At 70.1% G+C, this 24,877-nt stretch carries 21 protein-coding genes; 10 read left to right on the forward strand and 11 right to left on the reverse strand.

Features of this window, described 5'->3' with window-relative positions; genetic code table 11:
* The first annotated feature begins 192 nt into the window (after window positions 1-192).
* Window positions 193-1,272, forward strand: a complete 1,080-nt coding sequence (locus ACSDQ9_RS13600; RefSeq protein ID WP_435143774.1) for an IS30 family transposase — start codon at window positions 193-195, stop codon at window positions 1,270-1,272.
* 115 nt (window positions 1,273-1,387) lie between these two features.
* Here the strand turns inward: ACSDQ9_RS13600 and ACSDQ9_RS13605 are convergent, their stop codons facing one another.
* A complete protein-coding gene (locus tag ACSDQ9_RS13605) occupies window positions 1,388-2,209 on the reverse strand; it encodes a sugar phosphate isomerase/epimerase family protein (RefSeq protein WP_435147897.1) in 822 nt (273 codons plus the stop codon).
* 8 nt (window positions 2,210-2,217) lie between these two features.
* Window positions 2,218-3,411, reverse strand: a complete 1,194-nt coding sequence (locus ACSDQ9_RS13610) for an alpha-L-fucosidase (RefSeq protein WP_435147898.1) — start codon at window positions 3,409-3,411, stop codon at window positions 2,218-2,220.
* Between the two features lie 94 nt (window positions 3,412-3,505).
* Here ACSDQ9_RS13610 and ACSDQ9_RS13615 point away from each other — a divergent pair, with 94 nt between their 5' ends.
* The 3 genes from ACSDQ9_RS13615 (at window position 3,506) to ACSDQ9_RS13625 (ending at window position 8,688) form a co-directional block, all read left to right on the forward strand.
* Window positions 3,506-4,933, forward strand: coding sequence for a hypothetical protein (locus ACSDQ9_RS13615; RefSeq protein ID WP_435147899.1), 1,428 nt, complete (start codon window positions 3,506-3,508; stop codon window positions 4,931-4,933).
* 181 nt (window positions 4,934-5,114) lie between these two features.
* The gene (locus tag ACSDQ9_RS13620) at window positions 5,115-6,170 is read left to right on the forward strand and encodes a DUF2332 domain-containing protein (RefSeq protein ID WP_435147901.1); all 1,056 of its coding nucleotides are present in this window, start codon (window positions 5,115-5,117) and stop codon (window positions 6,168-6,170) included.
* Between the two features lie 112 nt (window positions 6,171-6,282).
* Window positions 6,283-8,688 carry a sodium-translocating pyrophosphatase gene (locus tag ACSDQ9_RS13625; protein WP_435147902.1) on the forward strand — a complete coding sequence of 802 codons (2,406 nt, stop codon included), beginning with the start codon at window positions 6,283-6,285 and terminating at the stop codon, window positions 8,686-8,688.
* Window positions 8,689-8,693: 5 nt separating this feature from the next.
* Here ACSDQ9_RS13625 and ACSDQ9_RS13630 read toward each other — a convergent pair whose 3' ends face one another.
* Both ACSDQ9_RS13630 and ACSDQ9_RS13635 read right to left on the reverse strand, forming a co-directional pair.
* Window positions 8,694-10,394 (reverse strand): NAD-dependent malic enzyme, encoded by a 1,701-nt coding sequence (locus ACSDQ9_RS13630; protein ID WP_435147959.1) that lies wholly within the window; start codon window positions 10,392-10,394, stop codon window positions 8,694-8,696.
* Window positions 10,395-10,445: 51 nt separating this feature from the next.
* Window positions 10,446-11,327, reverse strand: a complete 882-nt coding sequence (locus ACSDQ9_RS13635; protein ID WP_435147904.1) for an inositol oxygenase family protein — start codon at window positions 11,325-11,327, stop codon at window positions 10,446-10,448.
* Between the two features lie 115 nt (window positions 11,328-11,442).
* On the opposite strand from ACSDQ9_RS13635, the gene ACSDQ9_RS13640 reads away from it, so the two are divergent.
* Window positions 11,443-12,366 (forward strand): DUF368 domain-containing protein, encoded by a 924-nt coding sequence (locus ACSDQ9_RS13640; RefSeq protein WP_435147906.1) that lies wholly within the window; start codon window positions 11,443-11,445, stop codon window positions 12,364-12,366.
* A gap of 27 nt (window positions 12,367-12,393) precedes the next feature.
* The gene (locus tag ACSDQ9_RS13645) at window positions 12,394-12,900 is read left to right on the forward strand and encodes a glycine cleavage system transcriptional repressor (protein WP_435147908.1); all 507 of its coding nucleotides are present in this window, start codon (window positions 12,394-12,396) and stop codon (window positions 12,898-12,900) included.
* 7 nt (window positions 12,901-12,907) lie between these two features.
* On the opposite strand, the gene ACSDQ9_RS13650 is transcribed toward ACSDQ9_RS13645, so the two are convergent.
* The gene (locus ACSDQ9_RS13650) at window positions 12,908-14,272 is read right to left on the reverse strand and encodes an MATE family efflux transporter (protein ID WP_435147910.1); all 1,365 of its coding nucleotides are present in this window, start codon (window positions 14,270-14,272) and stop codon (window positions 12,908-12,910) included.
* Window positions 14,273-14,308: 36 nt separating this feature from the next.
* Here ACSDQ9_RS13650 and ACSDQ9_RS13655 point away from each other — a divergent pair, with 36 nt between their 5' ends.
* A complete protein-coding gene (locus tag ACSDQ9_RS13655) occupies window positions 14,309-15,295 on the forward strand; it encodes a diacylglycerol/lipid kinase family protein (protein WP_435147911.1) in 987 nt (328 codons plus the stop codon).
* A 20-nt stretch (window positions 15,296-15,315) separates the two neighbouring features.
* On the opposite strand, the gene ACSDQ9_RS13660 is transcribed toward ACSDQ9_RS13655, so the two are convergent.
* Complete coding sequence (locus ACSDQ9_RS13660; RefSeq protein WP_435147913.1) at window positions 15,316-15,789, reverse strand: SRPBCC family protein; 474 nt, start codon at window positions 15,787-15,789, stop codon at window positions 15,316-15,318.
* 101 nt (window positions 15,790-15,890) lie between these two features.
* Between ACSDQ9_RS13660 and ACSDQ9_RS13665 the strand changes: the two genes are divergently transcribed.
* Window positions 15,891-16,784: an aldo/keto reductase gene (locus ACSDQ9_RS13665; protein ID WP_435147915.1), complete on the forward strand. Its 894-nt coding sequence runs from the start codon at window positions 15,891-15,893 to the stop codon at window positions 16,782-16,784.
* 137 nt (window positions 16,785-16,921) lie between these two features.
* Here the strand turns inward: ACSDQ9_RS13665 and ACSDQ9_RS13670 are convergent, their stop codons facing one another.
* Together ACSDQ9_RS13670 and ACSDQ9_RS13675 are read right to left on the reverse strand one after the other, a co-directional pair.
* Window positions 16,922-17,800: a DUF4862 family protein gene (locus ACSDQ9_RS13670; protein ID WP_435147917.1), complete on the reverse strand. Its 879-nt coding sequence runs from the start codon at window positions 17,798-17,800 to the stop codon at window positions 16,922-16,924.
* Window positions 17,797-20,004, reverse strand: coding sequence for a DUF6259 domain-containing protein (locus ACSDQ9_RS13675; protein ID WP_435147919.1), 2,208 nt, complete (start codon window positions 20,002-20,004; stop codon window positions 17,797-17,799). The genes ACSDQ9_RS13670 and ACSDQ9_RS13675 overlap by 4 nt, the downstream gene beginning before the upstream one ends.
* Before the next feature lie 45 nt (window positions 20,005-20,049).
* On the opposite strand from ACSDQ9_RS13675, the gene ACSDQ9_RS13680 reads away from it, so the two are divergent.
* The gene (locus ACSDQ9_RS13680; protein WP_435147920.1) at window positions 20,050-21,540 is read left to right on the forward strand and encodes an arabinose isomerase; all 1,491 of its coding nucleotides are present in this window, start codon (window positions 20,050-20,052) and stop codon (window positions 21,538-21,540) included.
* Here ACSDQ9_RS13680 and ACSDQ9_RS13685 read toward each other — a convergent pair.
* The 3 genes from ACSDQ9_RS13685 to ACSDQ9_RS13695 all read right to left on the reverse strand — a co-directional run bounded on the left by ACSDQ9_RS13685 (window position 21,509) and on the right by ACSDQ9_RS13695 (window position 24,159).
* Window positions 21,509-22,741 carry an MFS transporter gene (locus ACSDQ9_RS13685; RefSeq protein ID WP_435147922.1) on the reverse strand — a complete coding sequence of 411 codons (1,233 nt, stop codon included), beginning with the start codon at window positions 22,739-22,741 and terminating at the stop codon, window positions 21,509-21,511. The genes ACSDQ9_RS13680 and ACSDQ9_RS13685 overlap by 32 nt on opposite strands.
* Before the next feature lie 145 nt (window positions 22,742-22,886).
* On the reverse strand, window positions 22,887-23,585 hold the full coding sequence (locus ACSDQ9_RS13690; protein WP_435147924.1) for a hypothetical protein: 699 nt from the start codon (window positions 23,583-23,585) through the stop codon (window positions 22,887-22,889).
* Window positions 23,578-24,159 carry a sigma-70 family RNA polymerase sigma factor gene (locus ACSDQ9_RS13695; RefSeq protein ID WP_435147926.1) on the reverse strand — a complete coding sequence of 194 codons (582 nt, stop codon included), beginning with the start codon at window positions 24,157-24,159 and terminating at the stop codon, window positions 23,578-23,580. Before ACSDQ9_RS13695 ends, ACSDQ9_RS13690 begins: the two co-directional genes overlap by 8 nt.
* A 159-nt stretch (window positions 24,160-24,318) precedes the next feature.
* Between ACSDQ9_RS13695 and ACSDQ9_RS13700 the strand changes: the two genes are divergently transcribed.
* Window positions 24,319-24,864, forward strand: a complete 546-nt coding sequence (locus tag ACSDQ9_RS13700) for a COG4315 family predicted lipoprotein (RefSeq protein ID WP_435147928.1) — start codon at window positions 24,319-24,321, stop codon at window positions 24,862-24,864.
* Window positions 24,865-24,877: the final 13 nt, after the last annotated feature.

The following is a 24,877-nucleotide window of genomic DNA, read 5'->3' on the forward strand; positions in this document are numbered from 1 at the left end:
CAGGGTGGAGTCAGGGTGTCAGTGCAACACGTTGTTCGGAGGTGTTGCATGCGTCGTGGGAATCCGGGTTACCCGGGGTGGATGCGGGAGTGGGTGCTGTGGTTGGCGGCGTCGGGGTACTCGGCGCAGAGGGCCGCGGATCAGGTGGGTGTGAGCGCGGGGACGGCTGCTGGTTGGTTGCATGCTGCTGGCATGGATCTGAAGCGTGGTCGTCATGGCGGTCTGGTTGTTGAGGTCGAGGTTGTACGGCCGGTGCTGCCGCACCCGGCGCCGTCACACGGGGCCCGGTTGTCGTTGGCGGATCGGACGTTGATCCATGTCGGGTTGGTCCAGCGGTGGTCGTTACGGCGCATCGCCGGCCAGCTGGGGGTGTCGGCGTCGACGGTCAGCCGAGAGATCGCCCGCAACTCGACACCGACCGGGTATCGGGCTGAGGCTGCCGAGACCGCGGCCGCGGGCCGTCGGGGACGTCCGAAACGGTCAAGGTTGGACGATCCCGTGCTGCGGCAACGGGTCGTCGAGGGGTTGAACTCTCACTGGTCGCCCCGGCAGGTGTCGATCCGTCTGGCGGCGCAGCATGGCAAAGATGGTTCCGTGAGCCACGAGACGATCTACCAGGCCCTCTACGTCCAGGGCAGGGGTTCCCTGCGCGAGGAACTGAGGATCGACAAGGCACTGCGATCCGGACGGACCCACCGCATCCCCCACTCGAAGCTACCGCCCCGGACGGGACGACCATGGCTGCAGGGTCATCACATCTCCACACGACCGGCCGAGGCAGCCGATCGAGCGATCCCGGGCCACTGGGAGGGTGACTTGGTCCTCGGAGCACGCAACCAGACCGCCATCATCACCTTGGTCGAACGCGCCTCACGGTTCGTCCTGCTCCATCGGCTGCCCGACCAACACGACAGCACCACCGTTGTCGACGCGTTGATCGCCATGGCCGCCACCCTGCCAGCGCAGATGCAGATGAAGTCACTCACCTGGGACCAAGGATCCGAGATGGCCGAGCACCCCACGTTCAGCCTCGCCACCCACACCCAGGTCTACTTCTGCGACCCCCACAGCCCGTGGCAACGAGGCAGCAACGAGAACACCAACGGCCTGATCCGCGACTTCTGGCCAAAACCCACCGACTTCGCCCAGATCACCGACGCCGAGATCCTCCACGTCCAGAACCTCCTCAACGACCGACCCCGCGAAACTCTCAACGCCCTCACCCCACGTGAGAAACTGCAACAACTACTCACCGTTGCACTGACCGATTGAGACCACCCAGGAAACTTCCTGAGAGCCGCACCGTTTCCTACGAGTTTGCGGGTGATCGCAGGGCGACGAGGCGACCCGGGCGGGGCCTACTCCCCCGATGGGGCAGCGGTACCGGTCACGGAAGACGGCGGCGGCTCACCTCGAGGTCGGCGCGCACGTCGTCCACACCGTTCGGCCACGAACACTCCAGCGAGAACCGGCCGACGTAGCCCGCCTCGACGAGGGCATCGGACACCTCGAAGACGGCCTGCTCGTCACGGTGAACCGCCAGCCGGTCATGGCCCGACAGGTGCACGTGCCCGATCCGCCGCACCTGGGCGACGGCATCGGCGCTGGTCTGCGCTTGAGAGAACAGGTGAAAGGTGTCGCAGACCATGCGATTGCCGAGCCCGTGATCGTCGAGGAAGGCGCCGGTCTCGGCGAGAGTGGTGAACACGTTCGACTCCTGCTGCCGCAGCGGCTCCACCAGCACGTCGTAGCCCACCGCCCCTAGCCGCGCCGTCGCCTCGCGCACCACCTCAGCGAGCCGCTCGAGCCCGACCTGGCGGTCGACGTGGTCGGGGATCGTACGGCTGGCACCGCTGCCGAGCACGACCCAGCCGCGGTCGGCCTGCTCCCCACTGCCCTGCTCGCCACCTGCCTGTTCCCCACCGGCCGAGCCCGCCGCAGCGAGCGATTCCGCCACCCGGTCGAGGTGGTCGGTGATGACCGCCAGCGGGGTCGCCGGGTCGGCGAGCGTCATCGACCCCGGGAACAGCACCGCGCCGCCGAGCACCGGCAGCCCACCCAGGCCGCGCAGGGGGTCGGGGAGCACCCGGGTCGAGCCATCGTCCGCGGGGCCGACGAAGCGACCCATCAGGTAGGGCTCGACGAAGTCGGCGTCGAGGTCGTCGGGCAGGTCGAGGGCGGGGCTGGTCACGAAGCCGAGGGAAGCCATGAAACGATTCAAGCAGGTTGGCTGAGGTGTCCGCTGGCCGTCTCGATCACGCCATCGTCATGCCGGACGACGAACTCGCTCGCCGTCACCGGGTCGAACCGGTGCAGGCGCCGCACGCCGACGGTGCCTCCACTGGCCACCTCGGCCCCACGGGCATGGAGGGAGTGCTCGAAGATGCGCTGGCCCTCGTCCAACCGTTCGTGCAACCACACGGAATCGACGGTGACCTCGCCACCGAACCGCAGCAGGGTGCCGCCCTCGACTGGCACGACCTCGGCCTCGTGGCTGACCTCGAAGCGACGCCGCAGCTCCGAGCGCCACTGCGCGAGTCGCGCGACGTCCTCGTCGGGGATGAGCCCGCGGTCGTCCGGGGGCAGATTGAGCAGCAAACCCGCCCCCAACCCGAGGGACGAGTCGTGGATGTGCAGCAGTTCTTCGAGCGAGCGCGGCGACTCGGCGGGGTGCCAGAACCAGCCCGGACGCAGCGACACGTCGCACTCGGGCGGCAGGTAGACCTCCTCGCCGAGCTCGAGTTCGGCGTCGGTGTAGTTCGACAACTCGGTGCGCGTGGTCAGGTAGTGCACCGGATCGGCGGCCACCCCGTCTTCATTGCCGACCCAACGGATGGTGGGTCGTCCCATGTTGAAGACCATCGCGTCGGGCTGCAGCTCGTCGACCACAGCCATGATGCGCGGCCAGTCGTAGGTGTGGCCCTCGGAGCCGGCGCCGTCGAACCAGATCTCGTGCAGCGGGCCGTAGTTGGTCAGCAGCTCGGTCAACTGGGCCAGGTAGACCTCGTCGTAGGCAGCCTCGTCGGGGTAGCGCGGGTCGTGACGGTCCCAGGGCGACAGGTAGAGGCCGTAGCCCAGCCCGTGCCGGTCGCAGGCCTCGCGCACCTCGCGGACGAGGTCACCCTCACCGCCCCGCCACGGCGACGAGGCGACGGAGTAGTCGGTTGTCGCCGTCGGCCACAGGCAGAAACCGTCGTGGTGCTTGGCGGTGAGCACGACATAGGTGGCGCCCGCGGCCTTCGCGACCCGCACCCACTGGTCGGCGTCCAGATTGGTGGGGTCGAACGAGGCGGCGGGCAGGGTGCCGTCGGACCATTCGAGGTCGGCGAAGGTGTTGAGCCCGACGTGGAAGAAGACGCCCATGCCGGCGCGCTGCCAGCGCAGTTGCTGCGGGGTGGGGGTGGGAAGCATGGGTTCCATCCTGTCGGAGCCCGGTGCCGTCACCCGCACACTCACAGCTGGTTGACAGGTTCGCTGAGCGAAGTCGCGGCTAGGGTGCGGCCCCATGAGAACACCGTGGTTCCCGGTGGCGGTCATCACGCTGGTGGCGGCCGCGCTGCGTTGCTGGCTGGGCCTCGTGGTCTACCCCGGGGCCGGCTACCGGGCCGACCTCGAACTCTTCGTGCAGTGGGCCGCCGCCGCGCGCGACCACGGGCTGACCAGCGTGTATGCCGTCGATTCGTCCGCGAACTACCCGCCGGTCGGGGTGGCCGCGATGGGCGCGATGGCGTGGTTGGCCGGCGACCACGCGACCTGGTTGCCCACGTTGGTGAAGCTGCCCGCCGTCGTCGCGGATGTGCTCTGCGTGCCCCTGGCGGCCGGTTTGGCCCACGCGATCGCTCCCCAGAAGCGGCGGACGAGCGCCGCCGTGATGGCCGCCGGCCTGCTCGCCCTCACCCCCGTGCTCTGGTACGACTCGGCGCTGTGGGGCCAGCTCGACGCCCTGGTGACGGTGTTCACGCTCGCGGCCCTGGTGTGTTGGACGAAGGGCTGGTCAGAACTGGCGGCGATCGCTGGAGTGCTGGCCACGATGGCCAAACCACAAGGGGTGTTGGTGCTGGTCGTGCTGGCCGTGGCCGTGCTGGCGACCCACCTGGTGCGGCAGCGGTGGCGCCTGCTGACCACGCTGCTGGCCGGTGCGGCCACCGGGTTGGGACTGCTCACGCTGTTCCGGTACCGCGTGCTCGCCCCGGGGCTCGAGCACACCCCGGTGTGGGGCGATCTCGTCGGGTTCTGGCGCCAGTCGCTGACCACCGTCGACCTCTACCCCAACCTGTCGGCGAATGCCTACAACCTGTGGGCGCTGGTCGGGGAACCGCCGCTGGTGAGCGTGTTCAACGGCGGCATCGACACCTGGCTGCCCGACTCCTGGGGACTGTTCACGGGCACACCGTTCGCCACCTCGGCCCATGTCGCCGGCCTGGTGTTGCTGGGGGTGGCGACGCTGGTGGTGGTCGCCGGTCTGGTGCGACGCCACGACGGTGCCGACGTGGTGCTCGCGACCGTGGTGCTGGGCTTCTGTTTCTTCGCGCTGCCCACCCGCTCGCATGAGCGCTACCTCGTCACCAACATCGCGGTGGCCGCGGCATGGGCGGCAGCCTCGTGGTGGCGGGTGGGGCTGCACGCGATCGCCGGCGCCATGAACCTGGTGAACCTGCACGCGGTGCTGGGGTCGTCCGCTCGTCAGTGGGAGCGCTCACGGCAGCGGACTGATGTTCCGGGTGGCCCGGGCGGTGGGGGGCCGGGGCCCGGGGGTGGTGGGCCTGGGGGATTCCCGGGTGACGGCAGCACCCCGACCCAGATCCTGCTGCCGTGGGGCGACCAGGCACGGCTCGAGATCGTCGGCCGCGTGGTCAGCGTGGGGCAGACGGCGCTCGCGGTGGCCCTGCTCGCCGCCTGGATCGTGCACGTCGCGCGCCCGCGCCCCCGTTGATCCACGCCGAAAGTGTGTGAAACGCGCACCCGAAACAGGGTTCGTTCCCCACACGGGACGCGAACCGCCACTCGGGTGCGCTGGCTGCACACCAACACCGCCGATCCGGACCGCGCCGCCCGCACACCAACCCGGTGAGCACCCGCCGCACCGAACCCGCCCACCGTGAAAGGCTCACCGCATGGAAGCAGCCGCCACCCCCGACGTGCCGACCCGCTACCTCCGCTTCGCCGAGCACGAGGCCCGCGATCACTCCGCCGTCTACGAGGCGTGGGCCCTGGGCGTCGCCGATGACGCCGAGACAGTGGCCCTGATCGAGACCCTTCCGCTCCGCGAGCGCCAGCCGAACCTGGTGTTCGCGGCCGCCCGGTTCGTGGTGCCCGACCTGGTCGAACCCGACCGAGACACCGCGCGACCGGACGAGTACCCGCGCCTGCGCACCGCCCTGCACGAGCACTGGCCCGAGGTCGCCCGCACCACCGCCACCCGGCACACCCAGACCAACGAGGCGGCCCGTGCCGCGGTGCTGCTGCCGGCTGTGGACAAAGTCGTCCAAAGCTGTGGACAACCGGTCGCGCTGATCGAGTTCGGAGCCTCGGCGGGGCTGGTTCTCAACCCGGAGCAGTTCCGCATTCACTACGTGAATCACGCCCAACAATCGCTGGCCACGCTCAGTCACCCGGCGGTGGCCGACCCCGTCGGCGAGATCACGGTCTCGGTCGAGGGCTCCACAGGTTGTCCCCAGAGTTTTCCACAGATCGACTGGCGGCTCGGCGTCGACCTGCATCCGCTCGACCCGCTGCGGCCCGCCGACGCCGCTTGGCTGCGCACCCTGGTGTGGCCGGGGCAGACGTCACGCCTCGTCCGACTCGATGCCGCGATCGAGGCGCATCGTCGCAATCCGGTGCGGGTCATTCCCCGCGACATCACCCACCCCGGCGTGCTCGACGAGGTGCTCCGGCTCGTCCCTCGCGACGTCGAGCCGGTGATCGTGCACTCGGCGGTGCTCGCCTACCTCGATGCGGACGCCCGGCGCGAGTTCGGCGATCGCCTGCTGGCCGCCGTGGCCGAGCACCGCTGCCACTGGATCGCCAACGAGGGCCAGGGGGTGGTTCCGCAGGTGGCGGCCGCGATGGGTGCCGACTTCCACGCGGGTTTGCGGGCGGGATCGTTCGTGGTCTCCCTCGACGGCGAGCCGCTGTACCAAGCGGACGGGCATGCGGGCTGGATGCTCTAGCCCGCGCTGTGGCTCCGACCGGTGGTGGCTGTTAGGCTCACACCGCCCGGGACGATGAGGTCTCTGGGTCGCCGCTCACCCGCGGTCGTCGCCGTCTTGGAGGTTGTCCCTCATGCCCCTTGGTCTCACCACGCTGGAACTGGCCCCGCTGGCCCTGACTCCCTTGCAGGTGGGCCTCAGCGCCGCCAACCTGACCATCGTGGTGGTGATCGCGGCCCTCGCGGCCGTGGCCATCGGGATGTCGCTCAAGTTCCGCGGCGAGGTGCTGCGGGCCAGCGACGGCACCCAGAACATGCAGGCCATCGCCAAGGCCGTGCAGGAGGGCGCCTCCGCCTTCCTGGGTCGACAGTTCCGCACGCTGGGCTGGTTCGCCGGAATCGCCTTCCTGGTGCTGCTCGCCCTGCCCACCCACGGTGACGGCAACCCGTGGGTGCTGCGCATCGCCCGCTCGGTTGCCTTCGTGATCGGCGCCGGCTTCTCGGCGATGATCGGCTGGATGGGCATGTGGCTCGCGGTGCGCGCCAACGTGCGCGTCGCCGCCGCCGCCCGCGACCAGGGCCGCAACCCGGCCATGAAGATCGCCTTCCGCACTGGAGCCTCCGTCGGCATGGCCACCATCGGGTTCGGCCTGCTGGGTGCGGCCATCGTGGTGATCATCTTCCGCGGCGACGCCCCCACGATTCTGGAGGGCTTCGGCTTCGGCGCCGCGATGCTGGCGATGTTCATGCGCGTCGGCGGCGGCATCTTCACCAAGGCCGCCGATGTCGGCGCCGACCTGGTCGGCAAGGTCGAGCAGAACATTCCCGAGGACGACCCCCGCAATGCCGCCACCATCGCCGACAACGTGGGCGACAACGTCGGTGACTGCGCCGGCATGGCCGCCGACCTGTTCGAGTCGTACGCAGTCACGCTGGTGGCGTCGTTGATCCTCGGACGAGCCGCCTTCGGTGAGTCCGGCCTGGTGTTCCCGCTGATCATTCCCGCCGTCGGCGTCATCACGGCCGTCATCGGGGTGTACCTGACTCGTCCCAAGGCCGGTGAGAACGGGCTGCGGACGATCAACCGCGCGTTCTACCTGTCGGCCGGCATCTCGCTGGTGCTGTCGGCGATCGCGTCGTTCGTCTACCTGCCTTCGTCGTTCGCGGCGCTCGGCGTCGAGCACACCGCCGGCATCGGCGACCCGCGCCTGGTGGCCCTCGGATCGGTGGCGATCGGCATCGTGCTGGCCGCCGTCATTCTGGCGCTGACCGGCTTCTACACCGGCACCGAGGACAAGCCTGTGCAGGACGTCGGCAACACCTCGGTGACCGGCGCCGCGACGGTGATCCTGTCGGGCATCTCGCTGGGTCTCGAGTCGAGTGTGTTCACCGCCGTGATCATCGCGTTCGCCGTCTTCGGCGCGTTCCTGCTGGGCGGCGGCGGCGTGGTCGGCCTGTTCGCCATCGCGCTGGCGGGCTGCGGTCTGCTCACCACGGTCGGCGTGATCGTGGCCATGGACACCTTCGGACCCGTCTCTGACAACGCCCAGGGCATCGCCGAGATGTCCGGTGACGTCGACGGCGAGGCCGCGCAGATCCTGACCGAGCTCGACGCCGTGGGCAACACCACCAAGGCCATCACCAAGGGCATCGCGATCGCGACCGCCGTGCTCGCGGCGACCGCCCTGTTCGGCTCGTTCACCGATGCCATCTCGAATGCCCTCACCAAGGCCGCCGCCTACCGCGACTTCGAGCTGCAGGCCGTCGTCTTCTCGCCGGCGGTGCTGGTCGGGCTGATCATCGGTGCCGCCGTCGTCTTCCTCTTCTCGGGGCTGGCGATCCAGGCGGTCGGACGAGCCGCCGGTGCCGTCGTGTTCGAGGTGCGGCGCCAGTTCGCCGAGATCCCCGGAATCATGGAGGGAACCGGACGGCCCGAGTACGGCAAGGTCGTCGACATCTGCACGCGCGACTCGCTGCGTGAGCTGGTGACCCCCGGTCTGCTGGCGATCACCGCCCCCGTGGCGGTGGGCTTCGGTCTCGGCACCCCGGCGCTGGCTGGCTACCTCGCCGGCGCCATCGCCTGTGGCACCCTGATGGCGGTCTTCCTGGCCAACTCGGGCGGCGCCTGGGACAACGCGAAGAAGCTCGTCGAGGACGGTCACCACGGCGGCAAGGGCTCCGACGCCCACGCCGCGACGGTGATCGGTGACACGGTCGGTGACCCGTTCAAGGACACCGCCGGTCCGGCCATCAACCCGCTGATCAAGGTGATGAACCTGGTGGCCGTGCTGATCGCCCCGGCGGCGGTCGCGATGTCAGACCTGAACGGCACCCCGAACGCCTGGCGCTACGCCATCGCGGCGGTCGCGGCGATCATCGGCATCGGCGCCGTGGTGCTGGCCTCGCGACGGGGCACGGCCCTCAAGGGCACCGCCGAGCCAAACCCCGGTCTGGACGGACTGCCCGGCAACAAGGAGTGGGAGCAGACCCACCAGACGCCGCACCCGAAGGTTCAGGTCTCCGACGCCCCCACGGAGTGACGCGGTCAGATGACTTCGACCTCGGGGTAGTTGGGCACCCACATGCTCTGCATGACGTCCTGAACCGGGTCGGTCAGCTCGACGGTGGCCACACCCTCCTCGGCCGCAGCCGCCGCCACCTCGAGCGCGACCCGCGCAGAGACCGACCGCAGATTGGCCACGCTGGGCAGGATCGGCGAGCCGGGCGTCCGGCGGGTCACCGCCGCCGCAGCCGCGCGCGCTGCCGCGGCGATCATGTGATCGGTCACCCGCGTCGCCCGCGACACCACCACGCCCAACCCGAGCCCGGGGAAGACCAGCGCATTGTTGGCCTGCGCGATCTCGTGCACCACCCCGTTGTGCTCGACCGGGGCGAACGGTGATCCCGTGGCGATCAGGGCGCGGCCATTCGTCCAGCGCACGATGTCGACGGGTTGAGCCTCGGACTTCGAGGTCGGGTTCGACAACGGCATGATCACCGGCTGCTCGCAGTGCCGCGCCATCTCGGTGACCACCTGTTCGGTGAAGGCACCGGGCTGGGCCGACGTGCCGATCAGCATCGTCGGGCGCACCGTGGCCACCACGTCGGCCAGGTCGAACGACCCGTTCCCGGCCCACCCGTCGACCTCCGAAGCCGGACGAGCGAACCGCTCCTGGAAGTCGCGCAACCGGGTGCCCTCGCGCAGCAGTCCGCGCGAGCCGAGCCCCCAGAACTTGGCGCGGGCCTCATGTTCCGGCAGACCCTCGGAGACCATGATGTCGACCATCAGGTCGGCGATGCCGATGCCGGCGGTGCCCGCACCGTGGATGACGATCCGGTGGTCGGAGAGCTTCGTCCGGGTGCGACGGCAGGCGGCCAGCGCGGCCGCCACCACCACCGCGGCGGTGCCCTGGATGTCGTCGTTGAAGGTGCAGATCTCCTCGCGGTAGCGGGTGAGGATGCGATGGGCGTTGTCGGCGGAGAAGTCCTCCCAGTGCAGCAACGCCTTCGGGTAGAGCTTGGTGGCCGCCTTCACGAACTGGTCGATGAAGGCGTCGTAGCGCTCTCCGCGCACGCGACCGTGGCGGGCGCCGAGATAGTTCTCGTCCGACAGCAGGTCGAGGTTGTCGGTGCCGGTGTCGAGCACCACCGGCAGCACCCGGTGCGGGTGAATGCCGGCGGCCGCCGTGTACACAGCGAGCTTGCCGACGGTGATGCTGACCCCACCCACGCCCTGGTCACCGATGCCCAGAATGCCCTCGGAATCGGTGACCACGATCAGGTCGACGTCGTCGGCGCGGTGGCTCCAGGCCTGCAGCGAGGCCTCGATGTCTTCGGGCTGGTCGATCGACAGGAACAGCCCCTTGGGCTTGGAGAACCAGCGGCTGAACTCCTGGATGGCCCGTCCGACGGTGGGCGTGTAGATGATCGGCAGCATCTCTTCGATGTGCTCGCTCAAGAGCCGGTAGTAGAGCACCAAGTTGCGCTCCTGCAGTGCCTCGAGCATGAGGTACTTGCCCAGGTCGCCGGGAGCCATCTGGTACTGCTTGTACACCCGGCGCACCTGGGTCTCGATGGAACTCACCCGTGACGGCAGCAGACCCGTCAGACCGAGCTGGCGGCGCTCGTCCAAGGTGAACGCCGTACCCCGGTTGATCATCGGGATGCCGAGCAACCCTCGTCCGCGGGCCGCGATGCGCACTTTCTCACCCTCGGGGGTGCGCACGAGCAGGAAGTTTCGAGGCATCGGTGCATCGGTCATGCCTCGAGACTATCTTTCAGCGGACCCCCGAACCGCTCACCAATTGATCGTCGCGGGGAAGAACTCCGCGAACAACTCCTCGTAGTAGGGCTTGAGGGCCACCGGATCGGGGCGCACGTCGGTCTTCGTGTACAGGTCGTACTTGTTGAACTCGAGCACCCACTTCATCATCTCGCGGTCGGTCGCGTCGGTGAGGTGCTCGTAGGCGCCCTCGCGGTGCCAGGGGTAGAACGAGTGGAAGCGCAGCATGTACTGCGCCTCGATCGGCAGGTAGTCACGGGCGACGCGGTAGATGTACTCGTCGTGCCCCCAGCTCATCTGCACGTTCGACAGCCCGCAGCCGGGCTCGTAGATGCCGGTCTCGGTCTGGAACTCCGGGCGCTGCGTGTCGGGGTTGTCGGCGAAGAACTCCGGGAAGACGATCTTGTCGGAGAACGGGTGGCCCAGCACGTAGGTGTCGCCCACGACGGCCCACTGCGGTTCGCCCCACAGGCACAGGATCTTGCCCAGGTCATGGATCGCCCCGGTGGCCACGAACCAGCGCGGGTGCCCGTCGGCACGGATCGCCTCGGAGGTCTGCAGCAGGTGCTCGATCTGGGTGGCGTCGGTGTCGGGGTCGGAGTCGTCCACCAGCTCGTTGAGGTACTCCATCGCCTCCCACACGCCCATGCGCTTGTGGTTCAGCCCGCCGTACTCGGCGACCTTGGCGGTCGCGAAGTCGTAGGTCTGGTTGAGGTGGTTGAGTCGGTAGAACTCCTTGACCGACGGACGAACCTCGGCCGCGTAGTCGCGGAACTGGTGCTCGGAGTTCTGCTCCGCGTCAGCCTCCGCGCCGGGCGGATTCGGGTAGCGCTGGTGCAGATCCTCGTCCCACTCTTCCATCTCGATGTCGAGGGGGCCCGGGTGTGTCGTGGTCATGGGTCAACGCTAGGCGCATTCAGGCCCAGAAGGAAGGAGTGCCCAAGGAAGGACTGCCCAGAAGGAAGGACTGTCACCGCCCGGCACTTCGAGCGAGCCGGTAGATTTCCCAGCCATGAGCGCAGCCCCTCACGACGACCACCTGGCCGAGCGCGAATCGGTGCGCGGGTGGTTGACCCGTTTCCTCAAGGGAGTCATGGTCGGCATCGGATTCATCCTGCCCGGGTTGTCCGGCGGGGTGCTGGCCGTCATCTTCCGCATCTACGACCCCCTGATCCGCTTCCTCGCCAAGCCTCAGCACCGCTTCCTGCGCAACCTGCTGTGGTTCCTGCCGGTCGGCATCGGCGGTGGCGTGGGCGTGGTGTTGTTCTCGATCGTGGTCGAGGCCGCCTTCGGACGCTTCGCCGCCCAGTTCACCTGCCTGTTCATCGGATTCGTGATCGGCACCTTCCCCTCGCTGTACCGCACCGCGGGCAGGCAGGGACGATCCACCCGCCACTTCGTGATCCTGGCCGCGACCGCACTGGGCATCTTCGCGCTGATGCTGCTCGGCGGGCGTCTGGCCCTCAACGTTGCTCCCAGCATCGGCGCCTGGCTGCTGTCGGGCGGACTGATCGGGCTGGGCGTGATCGTGCCCGGCATGAGCCCCTCGAACTTCCTGATCTATCTGGGGCTCTACGACCGGATGGCCGCCGGCATCGCCGCCCTCGACCTGCGGGTCGTCGTCCCCCTGTTCCTCGGACTGGTGGTGTGCGTGCTGGCCTTCGCCAAGGCGGCCAACTGGGCCTTCACGAGGTACTACGCCGGCATGTACCACGCCATTCTTGGTCTGGTGGTGGGCTCGTCACTGGCCATCTTCCCGACCGTCGTGTTCCCCGCGCTGACCCCGACGGGGCTCGCCGAGGCCCGGCTGAGTCTCGGGGTGGCGATCGCCTTCGGCCTGGGCCTGCTGGTGGTGGGCATCATCGCCTCCTACCTGTTCAGCAAGCTCGAGGACTCGGTCGCCGACGAGCGCGAGGCCATCGACGAGCGACGCTGACCGTCGGTCGCGATTAGGATCGCCGTCATGGCAACCCTCGTGCTCACCGTCATCGGCGACGACCGCGCCGGCCTCGTCAGCGCCCTCGCCGACGTGGTCTCGGCCCACGGCGGCAACTGGTCGCGCAGTCAGCTGGCCGAGCTGGCGGGCACGTTCGCCGGCATCGTCGAGGTCGAGGTCGACGACGCCCGCTCGTCCGAACTGGCCGAGGCGCTGGCACCGCTGAAGGGCCTGCTCGAGGTGACGGTGCACTCAGGCGTGGTGGCCGAACCGCCGGCGGGTGAGCCGATCAGCTTCGACCTGGTGGGCAACGACCGCCCGGGCATCGTGCAGGAGATCACCGCAGTGCTGCGCGACCACCACGTCTCGATCGACCGGTTCGAGTCCGAGATCGCCGAGGCGCCGATGGCGGGCGGACGACTCTTCCGCGCGACCGTGCAGGCCCACGTGGCCGATGCCGGGGCCGCCGAGGGAGCCGTCGCCGCGCTGCAGGCGTTGGCCGGCGAGCTGATGGTCGACCTCGAGCTGAGCTGACCTCGTCTCAGGCTCCGAGCCGCATCCACCGTCCGGACCGTTCGCGCATCACCAGCGCCACAGCCCGGCAGCACAGGAACCAGCCGAAGGCCGCCCACAGCGCGGCGATGCCCCACCACGACGTGAACCGGTCGGCATCGAGCCGCAGCCAGACCAGCACCGGCAGGTAGGGCACCAGCACGACGGCCTGCAACCAGGCCAGGGCTCGTCCGTCGCCCGCCCCGATGAGCACCCCGTCGAGCACGAAGACGACGCCGGCGACCGGTTGGAACACCGCCAGCACCAGCAGTCCCGCGACGATCCGGTGCTGCACGTCGACGTCGGACGAGAACAGTGGCGGCAGAATCCACGCCGTGGCGACCAGCACGACCGTCAGCGCCACCCCACCCCACACACCCCAGCGGGTGAGCAGCCGGGTGAGCGCCAGGGTGCCGTCGCGATCACCGGCCCCCAGCGTCGACCCGGTGAACGCCTGGGCAGCGATGGCCAGCGCGTCGAGGGCGAGGGCCAGCAGGCCGAACATCGTGAACACCACCTGGTGGGCCGCCAGCGTCAGGTCACCGAAACCGGCCGCCGCCCACGTCGTCGCCAGCATCGCCACCCGCAGCGCGAGGGTACGCACCAGCAGCGGCACCCCGCCCAGGGCCGCACGCAGCACTCGTCCGAGATGGGGACGAAGCACCGCCCCGGCCGCGACCGCCCGGCGCAGCACGACCACCAACAGGGCGGCGGCCATGCCGTTCTGGGCGATCACGGTGCCCCACGCCGAGCCGGCGATGCCGAGGTCGGCGACGTAGATGAGCAGGTAGTTGAGCACGATGTTGGCCGAGAAGCCGGCGACGGCGGTCACCAGCGGAGTGCGGGTGTCGAGGAACCCGCGCAGCACCCCGCTGCAGGCCAGCACCGCCAGCATGGCGGGAATGCCCAGGGCCGAGATGCGCAGGTAGGTGGTGGCGGCGGCGACGGCCTCGGGCCCGGCGCCGAACCAGCCGTTGACGGTGGGGGCGAACAGGGCCGTGGGCACGGCCACGAGCACGCCCAGGCCGAGCGCCAACCAGATGCCGTCGACACCGGCGGCGAGGGCCTCGTCCGACCGCCCGGCCCCGCGCTGACGGGCCACGACGGCGGTGGTGGCGTAGGCGAGGAAGACGAACACACTGACGGCGGTCGACAGGGCGGCGCCGGCCACCCCGAGCCCCGCCAGCGCCGGGGTGCCGAGGTGGCCGACCATGGCGGTGTCGGCGAGCAGGAACAGCGGTTCGGCGACCAGGGTGGCGAGCGCGGGCACCGCCAGGGCGAGCACCTCGCGCGGCGAGACCCCCGTGGGGTGGGGGCCCGTGGGGTGGGGGCTGGGGGCGGTCGTCCGGGTCACGGCGCCATTCAAGCGGATCACCCCTACAGTGAGCGCATGACTCACGAGCAGCCAACCGGTGCCCTCGCCTGGGCGGTCGTCCTCAATCCCAGCAAGTTCGACGACGTCGACGCCGTCAAGCAGCAGCTCACGGCCAAGGCCACCGAGCTGGGGCACGGCGAGCCCCGCTGGTACCCGACCACCGTCGACGACCCCGGTGTCGAGATGGCCCGGCAGGCCGTGGACGACGGTGCCGAGCTGGTCTGCGCCATGGGTGGCGACGGCACCGTGCGCAATGTCGCCGGGGTGCTGCGCTCGACCGACGTGACCCTCGGACTGCTCCCGGCCGGCACGGGCAACCTGCTCGCCCGCAACCTGGGGCTTCCGGTGGACGACCTCGAGCAATGCCTCGAGATCGCCCTGGCGGGCGCCGACCACCGCATCGACGTCGGGGTGGCCACCTTCGGCGACTCCGACCACGAGGAACCGTTCGTGATCGCCGCCGGCATCGGGCTCGACGCCGACATCATGGCCGAGACCGACGAGAACCTGAAGTCCACCATCGGGCGCGCCGCCTACGTGGCCGCCGGGGTGAAGGCCCTGGCCAAGCGTGGATTCGAGGCCCGCGTCACCGTCGACGGCCAGATGCGCAAGCCGCAGCACGTGCGCATGGTGATGGTCTGCAACTCGCCGTCGATCGGCAGCGGCGTGACCCTGGCCGAGGAGGGTGCCGTCGACGACGGTGAGCTCGACACCGTGATGGTCTCGCCCAAGGGCCTGTTCGGGTGGGCGACGGTGATCGGCGATCTGGTCACGCACCACCGGGCCGGCCACTCGCGCATTCAGGAACAGTCCGGCACCCACGTGGTCGTCGAGGTGGACGAACCGAAGCTGGCCGAGGTCGACGGTGACCCGCTCGACGAGGTGACCCGCTTCGAGGCGCGCATGGACGCGGGATCGCTGGTGGTGCGGGTGGCCGTGCCGCCGGAGGACTCCTACCCCACCGACGAGATGGTGGACGAGGCCCAAGACGACCTGGACTGAGCACGACCCCGACTGAGGGGTCAGCCCTCGGCTTCGGCCTTCAGTTGGGCGAGGCCACGCTCGAAGTCGGGGCCGATCAGGGCGTCCATCGGGCGAATCTTCGTGAACACGCGCATGACTCCGCTCACCTCGCCCTCCATGCTCCAGGTGACCTTGGTGGCGCCGCGGTCGTCCCCCTCGGTGACCGGCACGAAGCTGAACAGCACCCGGTTCTCGGCGGGGAACGGCTTCACGAAGTGCAGGTCGATGGCGATGGCATCGTCGGTCACATTGGTGATGCGCATCGTGCCCGACCCGGCCTGCTTGTTGCCCGACCACTCGTACTGGGCATCGGTGCCCGACTCGGGGCCGCGATAGGTGCGTTCCATGGAGGGGTCGAGGTCTTCCCACGGCGACCAGGTCGTCCAGTGACGAAAGTCATTGACCAGGGCGTGCACGCGAGCGGCGTCGGCGCGCACGACGATGGAACGGGCGACGGAGTATGGCTTCCCCATGCGTCCAGTGTTCCACGAACGGACTCCCCCGGCGAGGCACGATCGGCCCCACTAGGTTGGCCGACCCCACTAGCTTGGACGACTCCACTAGGTTGGACGACATGGAACAGCGAGCCCTGGGCGCCACCGGACTGACCACGTCGATTCTCGGGTTCGGAGGCAGCGAACTGCGCGAGCCGAGCCTCACGGAGGCCGAGACGGGCACCCTGCTCAACGGTCTGCTCGATGCCGGCATCACCCTGGTCGACACCGCCCACTGCTACGGCGACTCGGAGGAGAAGATCGGGCGCCACCTCGCGTCCCGCCGCGACGAGTACGTGCTGGTGTCGAAGACGGGGCACAAGATCGACGGGGTCGACGACTGGACCCCCGAGGCCACCCGCGCCGGGGTGGAGCTGTCGCTCCAGCGGCTGCGCACCGACCACCTCGACGTGGTGCTGCTGCACGGGCCTCGTCCGTTCGGCGACGCCCAACTGGCCCTGTTGGACGAACTGGACTCGCTCAAGCAGCGGGGTCTGGTGCGGTTCACCGGCATCTCGAACGACGGCGACAACCTGGCGTACGGCCTGGCCACGGGCCGGTGCGACGTCATCGAGTGCTCGGTGAACATCGCCGACCAGCGCAACCTGCGGGCCATTCTTCCCGGCGTGGACGAGCCGGCCGGCGTGGACGACCTGCCGGGTGTGATCGCCAAGCGACCGATCGCCAACGCGACCTGGCGCCATGCCGAACGCCCCGTCGGCAGCTACCAGGAGGACTACTGGGTGCGGCTGCAGGCCCTGGCCTACGAGGTCGACCTGCCCATGGACGAGTTCGCGCTCAGGTTCACCGCCTTCGCTCCCGGGGTGTCGACCTCGATCGTCGGCACCATCAAGCCGGAGCGATTCGCCCACAACGTGGCCCTGGTCGAGAAGGGGCCCCTGCCGGACGACGTGCTCGCCCACGTGGCCGACCGGTGGTCGCAGGCGGACGAAGGCTGGGACTCCCTCGGCTGAGGTCTCGTCGATCGTCACCCTCCGTCGGTGATCTCGACACGTCGCTCGTTCCTCGCTCCTACTCGATCAGCGGTGGCTCAAGAAGACCGTCGGTCGAGTAGGGAGCGAAACGACCGTGTCGAGACCACGGGCGCGGGTCAGGGGCGGGCGCGGGCGATCAGGTCGACGGCGTCCATCAGGTGTCGCACCTTGTCGGCGACCGGTTGGTCCGCCGGCTGCATGCCGATCTTGAGGCCGATGGTCGCGTCCCCGGCGGCCGCCAGCGTGTCTCGGACGAGGCCCTCGTCCAACAGGCTCGACGGCACCGCACCGCTGGATCCCAGGGGCGGCAGGTGGGCATCCGCCCAAGCCGGACCGTAGACGCTGGCGGCGTCCGAGACCGACGAGAAGAACACCCCGCGCAGGCGGCCACTCGACCGAGCGAGCGCCACGTGTTCCCGCCCGGTGGCCACGTCGCGGGTCTCGATGACGCTGCGGGCCCAGTTCACGCAGAGGCCCACCGACTCCGGCAGCCGACCGATCACCTCGAGTTCGTCGGCCAGCGACAGGAACCCCTTGGCGACCGGCTGGTCGTCACGCCAGCGGTCGCAGTGCTCGACCCACAGCTCGGCGCCAGCCCAGTCCCAGCCGGCGGCCTCTCCCAGCGACGCGGCCAACGCCTCGGCGGAGCCGGCGCCGGTCGGCGCGCTGTGCACCTCGACCGCCGCGACACTGCCCAGCTCCACGACCCGGTCGCGCACCTCGGCGAGCGCCTCGAGGGCGAGGCGTCGTCCGTCGTCATCGGTGCTCGCCAGGCCGACCCGAGGGTCGTGGCGCATGCGCACCATGGCGTCGCCGATGCAGGTGACCACATGCCGCCAGTGCCCGGGAGCGCCACTCGGCACGACCAGCCCGGGCGCCCAGGGCAGCTCGAGCCCGGCCACGTCGTCGCGTTCCGCGAGGGCCGCCACGCAGGCCTGGGCGGTCTCGTCCGAGGTTGCGTACACGGGGTAGGCCCCGACCACCAGTGCGTTCATTCGTCCTCCGTCTCGCGTCGAGCCTCGGGCTCGACCAGCATGAGCGCCGTCAGCGGCGCAATCTCGATCGTTCGTCCCACTGGGCCACCACTGGGGGCACCATCCGCGCCCACCAAGATGACCACTCCCCCGTCGAGCCACCGCTCGGCCACCGACACGGTCCGCGGTTCGCGCGTCCAGTTGCACAGGGCAACGCCCCGCGTGCCGGCAGGCGTCACCCACGCCCCCTGCATCACGGCCGGGTAGGTCCACGGCCCACGGTCATCGGTCCAGCTCACCTGGTCGACGTCGCCGATCAGCTCGTCGGCGAGCATGCGCCCGAACACGAGGAAGTCGCGCCCGGCGCCGCGCCGCAGCCTTGCCACCGCTCCCAGCAGGGTCAGCATTGCCTCCTGGTCGGCGGGCGGCTCGTCCCACCTCGGCCACATGGCGCCCCCGTAGGCCTGCAGCCGACCGTCACGCGACAGGATCGCGCCCGGCATGTCACCCAGCACGCACGCCATCGCGGTCTTGATCGCCATCCAGTGCGTCGTCGGACCCAGGCCGAAGCAGGAATGGGTGAGCACCCGGTCGCCGAACAGGTACTTGTGCAGCGGCCAGCGGTGACTGCCCGGTTTCAGGTTCGGGCGGCTGTCACCGCTGTGCAGCCGAGGCTGGTGATGGTCGTTGGGTGGTCGCTCCACCGAGAACACGACCGGACGACCTGCCCCCGCCGCGACCTCGTCGAACGCATCGAGCAGCGCATCCATGCGATGGGTCATCCACTCCCCCGGCAGTGGCGGATGATCGTGGTCGTCCGCGTAACAGGGGAAGGTCGCCACGCCGCAGTTCTGGTCGAGGAACTGAACCCAGTCGAAGCCGAGGTCGACCACCGACTGCACGAACCCAATCGCCTGCCGGTGGGTGATCGGCGAGCCGAGGCACTCGGTGTAGCTCTGCCGCCACTTCAGGTCCCAGGCATTGCGCCACGGGCTGCCGTCGGGGCGCCGGCACACGGTCTCGGCACCACCCGCCTGCCGGAAGTGGTCTCGTCCGTCATAGCCCGACCACTTGTGCTCGGTCACCCACTGGGTGCCGTTGGCGTAGGTGCCCAGGTGCCACCCGCGGGCGCGCACCTGGTCGGCGAAGGCGCGCAGCGACGCCTCGCCGGCAACCGGGGGAAAGCTCTCGGGGTAGACCCACGGCCCCGGGCCCTCCCACGACATCAGGATCGGCAGCACGGGCGACCCGGTGGCTTCGGCGATCGCGTCGAGCGCCGGGAGCGCGTTCTCGTAGGGCACCACCTCGGCATTCGGATCGGTGGGAGCCGCATCGTCGGTGCCGCAGGCCCGCAGCACCACGTGGATCGGCGAGTCGAGCAGCCAATCGGGCACGTCGTCGCGTTCGTGCAGGCGCGGGGCGGCCACCTCGCGGTCGTAGAAGTCGCGGTAGAGGTCGGCCGCGTCGTGCCAGTCGCCGTCGACCGCTGCCAGCACCACGTCGTAGGGCAGGGTCCAGGTGCCGGGCTCGGTGCGCCCGACGACGTGACTCGCGGCCAGCCGCATCGCCCCCGAGTCACCGAGGCGATGGTGCACGGCCTTCACGTGCTTCACCTGACCGGTGGTGTCGTGGCAGCCCAGGTAGACCCCACCCTCGTCGGTGAGGTGGGCCACGAACGGGGCGATCGTGCTGCCGGGGTGGTGATGCCAGACGTCGGTGTCGTTCTCCCAACTCCACACGCTCGCGTGGTCGGCCTCGAGCTCGAGCGGGGTGAGCGAGGGGTACAGGAAGCCGTCGCGGTAGGGGTACAGCGTGCGGGTCGGGTGCGCATCGGTCGCGTACGGCACCACCACCCACGGGAACTGCACGTCGGCCACCCTCAGCCCGACCGGCTGGGTCACCTCGATCGTCCAGTGAGTCAGCCTCGACCCGGCGGGCACCCGCACGCTCAGCACCGCGTCGAGCCCGGTGCCGTCGAGGTCGGTGAAGGTGAACCGGTGGGTGCGGCCGTCGCCGTCGTTGACCACGGACGAGCCCACCGCCGCCGCCTGCTGCGAGGTGACCGGGCGCAGGCGGGCCTCGGGGGTACCGGCCCCCTCCAGCAGGTGGATCAGCAGGGCGGGCGGGTCGTCCGTGGCCGCGAGCAGCGAGCCCCGACCGGGCAGTCCGAACGCGGCCAGGCCACCGGCGTCGGTGAAACGCAGGCTGACGGCGGGGTCGTCCACGATGTTCTCCCAGACATGGAACAGTGTTTCGTGTTTACTCGGAGCATGTCAGTTGAACGCGCCCACCGCAAGACCCGCATCGGCCTCGTCGCCGGTGGCCTCGGGGCCTACTGGCCCCAGTTCCCTGAGCTGTTGCCGACGCTGCAGCGGGGCGCCGCGCGCATCACCGAGAGGTTTCGCGCGCTCGACGCCGAGGTGGTCGACGTGGGCTTCATCTCCGACGCCGTCGAGGCGCGCAGGGCCGGGGAACGGCTGCGCACCGCCGACGTCGACCTGCTGGTCTTCAACGTCGCCACGTACCTGACGAGCTCGATGGTGCTGCCGGTGGTGCAGCGCGCCGGGGCCCCGGTCTTGGTGGTCGACCTGCAACCCACCACCCGCATGGACCACGACCGGGTCGACACCGGCGGCTGGCTCGCCTACTGCGGGCAGTGCTCCGTGCCCGAGATCGGCAACCTGTTCCGGCGGGCCGGCATCGACTTCGACTCCGTCAGCGGTCACCTCGACTCGGAGCGCGCCTGGGCCCGCATCGATCGCTGGGTGCGCGCCGCCGGGGTGCGCGCCCGCCTGCGCGAAGGCCGCCACGGCCTGATGGGGCACGTCTACCCCGGCATGCTCGATGTCGCCACCGATTCCACGCTGGTGAGCACGCAGCTCGGTGGGCACGTCGAGACCCTCGAGTACGACGACCTGCGGGTGCGAGTTGATGCCGTCACCGAGGCCCAGACGGACGAGCGCGTGGCCGAGGCGCGGCGGGTGTTCGAGCTCGACTCGTCCGTCAATCCCGACGACCTGGCGTGGGGGGCTCGGGTGTCGGTGGGTCTCGACCGACTCGTCGAGGACTTCGATCTGGACTCGCTCGCCTACTACCACCGCGGGCTCGACGGTGAGGTGCACGAGCGGTTGGCCGCCGGGATGATCCTGGGTGCCTCGCTGCTGACGGCGCGGGGGGTGCCGGCCGCCGGGGAGTACGAACTGCGCACGTCATTGGCGATGGTGGCGGCCGAGGCCCTGGGATCATCCGGGCAGGGTTCGTCCGGTGGGGTGGCGCCCGCGGCTGACGATCGTGTGGGCGGCTCGTTCACCGAGATCCAGGCGCTCAACTTCGACGACGGTGTGGTCGAGATGGGGCACGACGGCCCCGGGCACCTGGCGCTGTCGAGCGGACGACCGGTGCTGCGCGGCCTGGGGATCTACCACGGCAAGCGCGGCTACGGGGTGAGCGTCGAGTTCGACGTGCGGCCCGGCCCGGTGACGACCTTCGGCATCGGTCAGGATCGCGACGGCACGCTCACTTTCATCGCCAGCGAAGGTGAGGTGGTGCCGGGGCCCTTGATGCGAATCGGCAACACCACGTCGCGGGTCGACTTCGGCATGGACCCGGGCGACTGGGTCGACTGCTGGTCGGCCACCGGCATCGGGCACCACTGGGCGCTGTGCCCGGGGCACCGGGCGCGCGAGTTCGCGGTCGCCGCCCGACTGTTGGGGCGCCCGTTCCGACAGGTCACGCCCGAGTCGGCGCGCTCCCTGCTGTGACCGGTCGGGCGTCCTGCCGCACCGCCGACGCGCACAGCACGGCGACGGCGAACAGTGCGGCGATCACCCACAGCGCCTTCAGCAGTCCGACGTTGTCGGCGAGGTTGCCGATGGCCGGCGGCCCCGTCAGGTTGGCCGCGTAGCCGATCACCGCGACGAAGCTGACCCGGGCGGCGGGGTTGGGGCCCGAGTCGGCCGCCGCGCTCATGCCCAACGGGAAGCCCATCGACACCCCGAAGGCCCACAGCAGCACCCCGATCGCCACCAGCCACCACGCGTGGGTGAGGATGAACAGGGCGATGCCGATCAGCCCGAGCACGCTCGTCACCCGGACGGCGTTGGGTCGTCCGATGCGGTCGACGACCGGCCCACCCAGCGCCCGGGCGAGGGTCTCGGAGGCCGCGAACAGCACGAAGAACATGCCGGCGATGGCCTCGGGCTGGTGGTGTTCGGTGCGCACGGCGAGGGTGAGCCAGTTGTTGGCCGACCCCTCACCCAGTTCGGAACCGAGCATGACCAGGCCGATCAGCACGAGACGGACGTCCTTCACCGAGGCGAGAATGCGCCCGGCCCGCTGCTGCAGGGTGAGCCTCTCGGCCGGTGCCTCCGGGGCTTCGTGGGTGGGGATGCCCAGCGACAGGACGATGCCACCGCCGGCGACCAGCAGACCCTGCAGCGGGAACTGGACCTCGACGGGCAGGCGCAGGGCCGCGCTGCCCGCGCCGATGCCGGCACCAAGAATCACCCCCGCCGACCAGGCGGCATGCATCAGCGGCATCAGGGTCTTCTTGAACTGCTGCTCGACGAGGGCGCCCTCGACGTTGATCATCACGTCGAGCGAGCCGATGCCCCAGCCGGTCAGAGCGAGCGCCAGCGTCACCACCACCGGTGAGCCGAACGCTCCGGCCCCCAGTCCGATCAGCGCGATGCCGGCACCGACCACCAGGAGGCTGTTGCGAATGCCCTTGCGGGCCCCGAATCGGTGGTGAATCCAGGCGGACGACCCCAGCCCCGCGAGCGCGCCGATCGTGGTGCCGATCAGCATGGTGCCGAGAGTGCCCTTCGAGACACCGAGATCGGCCTGGATGCTGGGCAGGCGGGCACCGAACGCGGCGCCGGCGACACCCCCGAGCATGAAGGCGGCGAGGATGGCGTTGCGCCAGTTGACCAGGCTTCGGCGATCGAGGGGGGCAGTGCTCACCGGCACAGCGTAGGGCCCGAGGAAGGGGCGCTCGCACCGGGGTTCCGCGTGCAGAATCCGTCGGGTGGCGCCCACAGTTGCCCCCTGACGGCCACTTGTGCCTCCACCGGACGGAATCTGCACAGGCAGGGCCCGGCACGGTGGCTCAGAAGGCGGCCTGCGACCAGACCTTGCCCTCGGTGGTGACGAGTTCGACCCGCGCCACCCCACCCGCGGGTGCCTCGACGGTCCAGGTGCCGGCGGCCGTGTCGCGCCCGTACGAGGCGGACAGCGTCCAGGTGCCCACCGGGTGCCGCACCCCGTCGGAGTCGATCACGACGCATTCATAGGCCTTGCCGGGTTTGGCGGCGGTCACGGTGACCACCACCAGCTGCCGCCCCCGCACCGTCGTCCGGCCCACCGTGCCGACCACGGTGCCATCGGCGGTGAGCAGGGCCGACGCCGCGTGCGCCCCGGTGGCCACGCCCGCCGGAGCCTGCCGATCGCGGACGACCACGGTGCCGGCCACCCCGACGCCGAGGCCCAGCACGAGGGCCGCGGTCACCGGCAGCAGGATCGTCCGACGTCGCAGACGGGACACCTCGGACAGGCGTGTGGCTACGGCATTCGTCCGCTCACCGGCGAGATTCATGGCCTCGAGCACCCGCCCCGAGAAGCCGGCCGGCGGCGCGATCGAGGGCGAGGCGGCGAGCACCTGCAGCGCGCCGTCGGCGATCGCCGCGTAGCGGGCACGGCATGCGTCGCAGCCCGCCAGGTGCGCGCTCAGGCGGGCGCGCTCGTCCGGTTCGGGCACCTGCAGGGCCAGCTCGACGAGGGCGTCCTCGTCGGGGTGCCACTCAGTCATCGTCCACCTCGCTCATGTGGTCGGCGTCGGCGCGCATGCGCCGCAGCCCCGTTCTGATTCTCGTCTTGGCGGTGCCCAGGGGAATTCCCTCGAGGTCGGCCACCTGCTGGGCGGTGTGCCCGGCGATCACGGCCAGCACCACGGCCCTGGCCTGCTCGGCCGGCAGGCTGCGCAAGCGAGCCGCGGCGGCCAGGTGCTCGACGCGGTCGCCGGGCTGGTCGGCCCGCGCGGTCAGAGTGGTGTCGACCAGCCGCTCGAGCACCTCGGCCTCGAGCGGGGTCGAATGGCGGGCCCGCACGGCGTCGATGGCCGCGTTGCGGGTGATCGTCAGCAGCCACGTGAGCACGGACGCACGCCGCTGGTCGTACACCGCCGCCGCCCGCCAGGCCCGCAGGAACACCTCTTGGCTGACCTCCTCGGCGAGGCCGCGGTCGCGGGTGACCGCCAGGGCGAGACCGAAGACGGGCCCCTCGAACCGGCGGACGAACGCCGCTGCCGCCTGGTCGTCGTTGACCGCCAGCCCGGCCACGAGGGCCGCGTCGGGGGCACGATCGGCCAGCGAGAACAGGGTCACATCGGGTTCTACGGACGAGGGGGCCGTCGGGATTGCGGGCTGGCCGGGTTTAGCTGGGCCATGGCCCGGGAGAAGAGCGCGCAATCCCTGCGGACGGTTCGTCCGTATGACCCTCATCCCGGTTCTCCCAGGAACTGGGGACCACTCTCAGGAGGAATCGTGTTCACTCTGCTCCCCACCACCACAGCCTCGCGCATGCGGGTGCTCGCCGGAAGTGTTCTGGTCGCGCTCGCCGTGACGGCCTGCAGTTCGACGGCTCCGACTCCGGCGGGGCCAGCCAGTTCGTCGGCCTCGTCCGCTGCCTCACAGACGGCGTCACAGACGGGGGGTGAGGACTCCAGCGCCTCGGCGCCGGCGGGCGACGTGCTCGCCCTCGCGATGGCCGACAACCCGCTCGGATCGATCTTGGTCGACGGCAAGGGCATGACGCTCTACCTGTTCACGAAGGACTCCAAGAACGCCAGCGCCTGCGAGGGCGACTGCCTGGTGAAGTGGCCGCCGCTGCTGGGCAAGCCCACCGCTGGTGCCGGGGTCGACGACGCGCTGCTGGGTTCGTTCGCGCGCGCCGACGGCCGCGAACAGGCCACGTACAACGGCTGGCCTTTGTACTACTGGCAAAATGACAAGGCGAGCGGTGACACGTCCGGGCAGAACGTCGGGTCGGTCTGGTTCGTGCTCGACCACGACGGCAACCCGATCAAGTAGGCCCCGGCCCAGC

The organism is Aestuariimicrobium soli (assembly GCF_051192575.1).
Lineage (GTDB): Bacteria > Actinomycetota > Actinomycetes > Propionibacteriales > Propionibacteriaceae > Aestuariimicrobium > Aestuariimicrobium soli.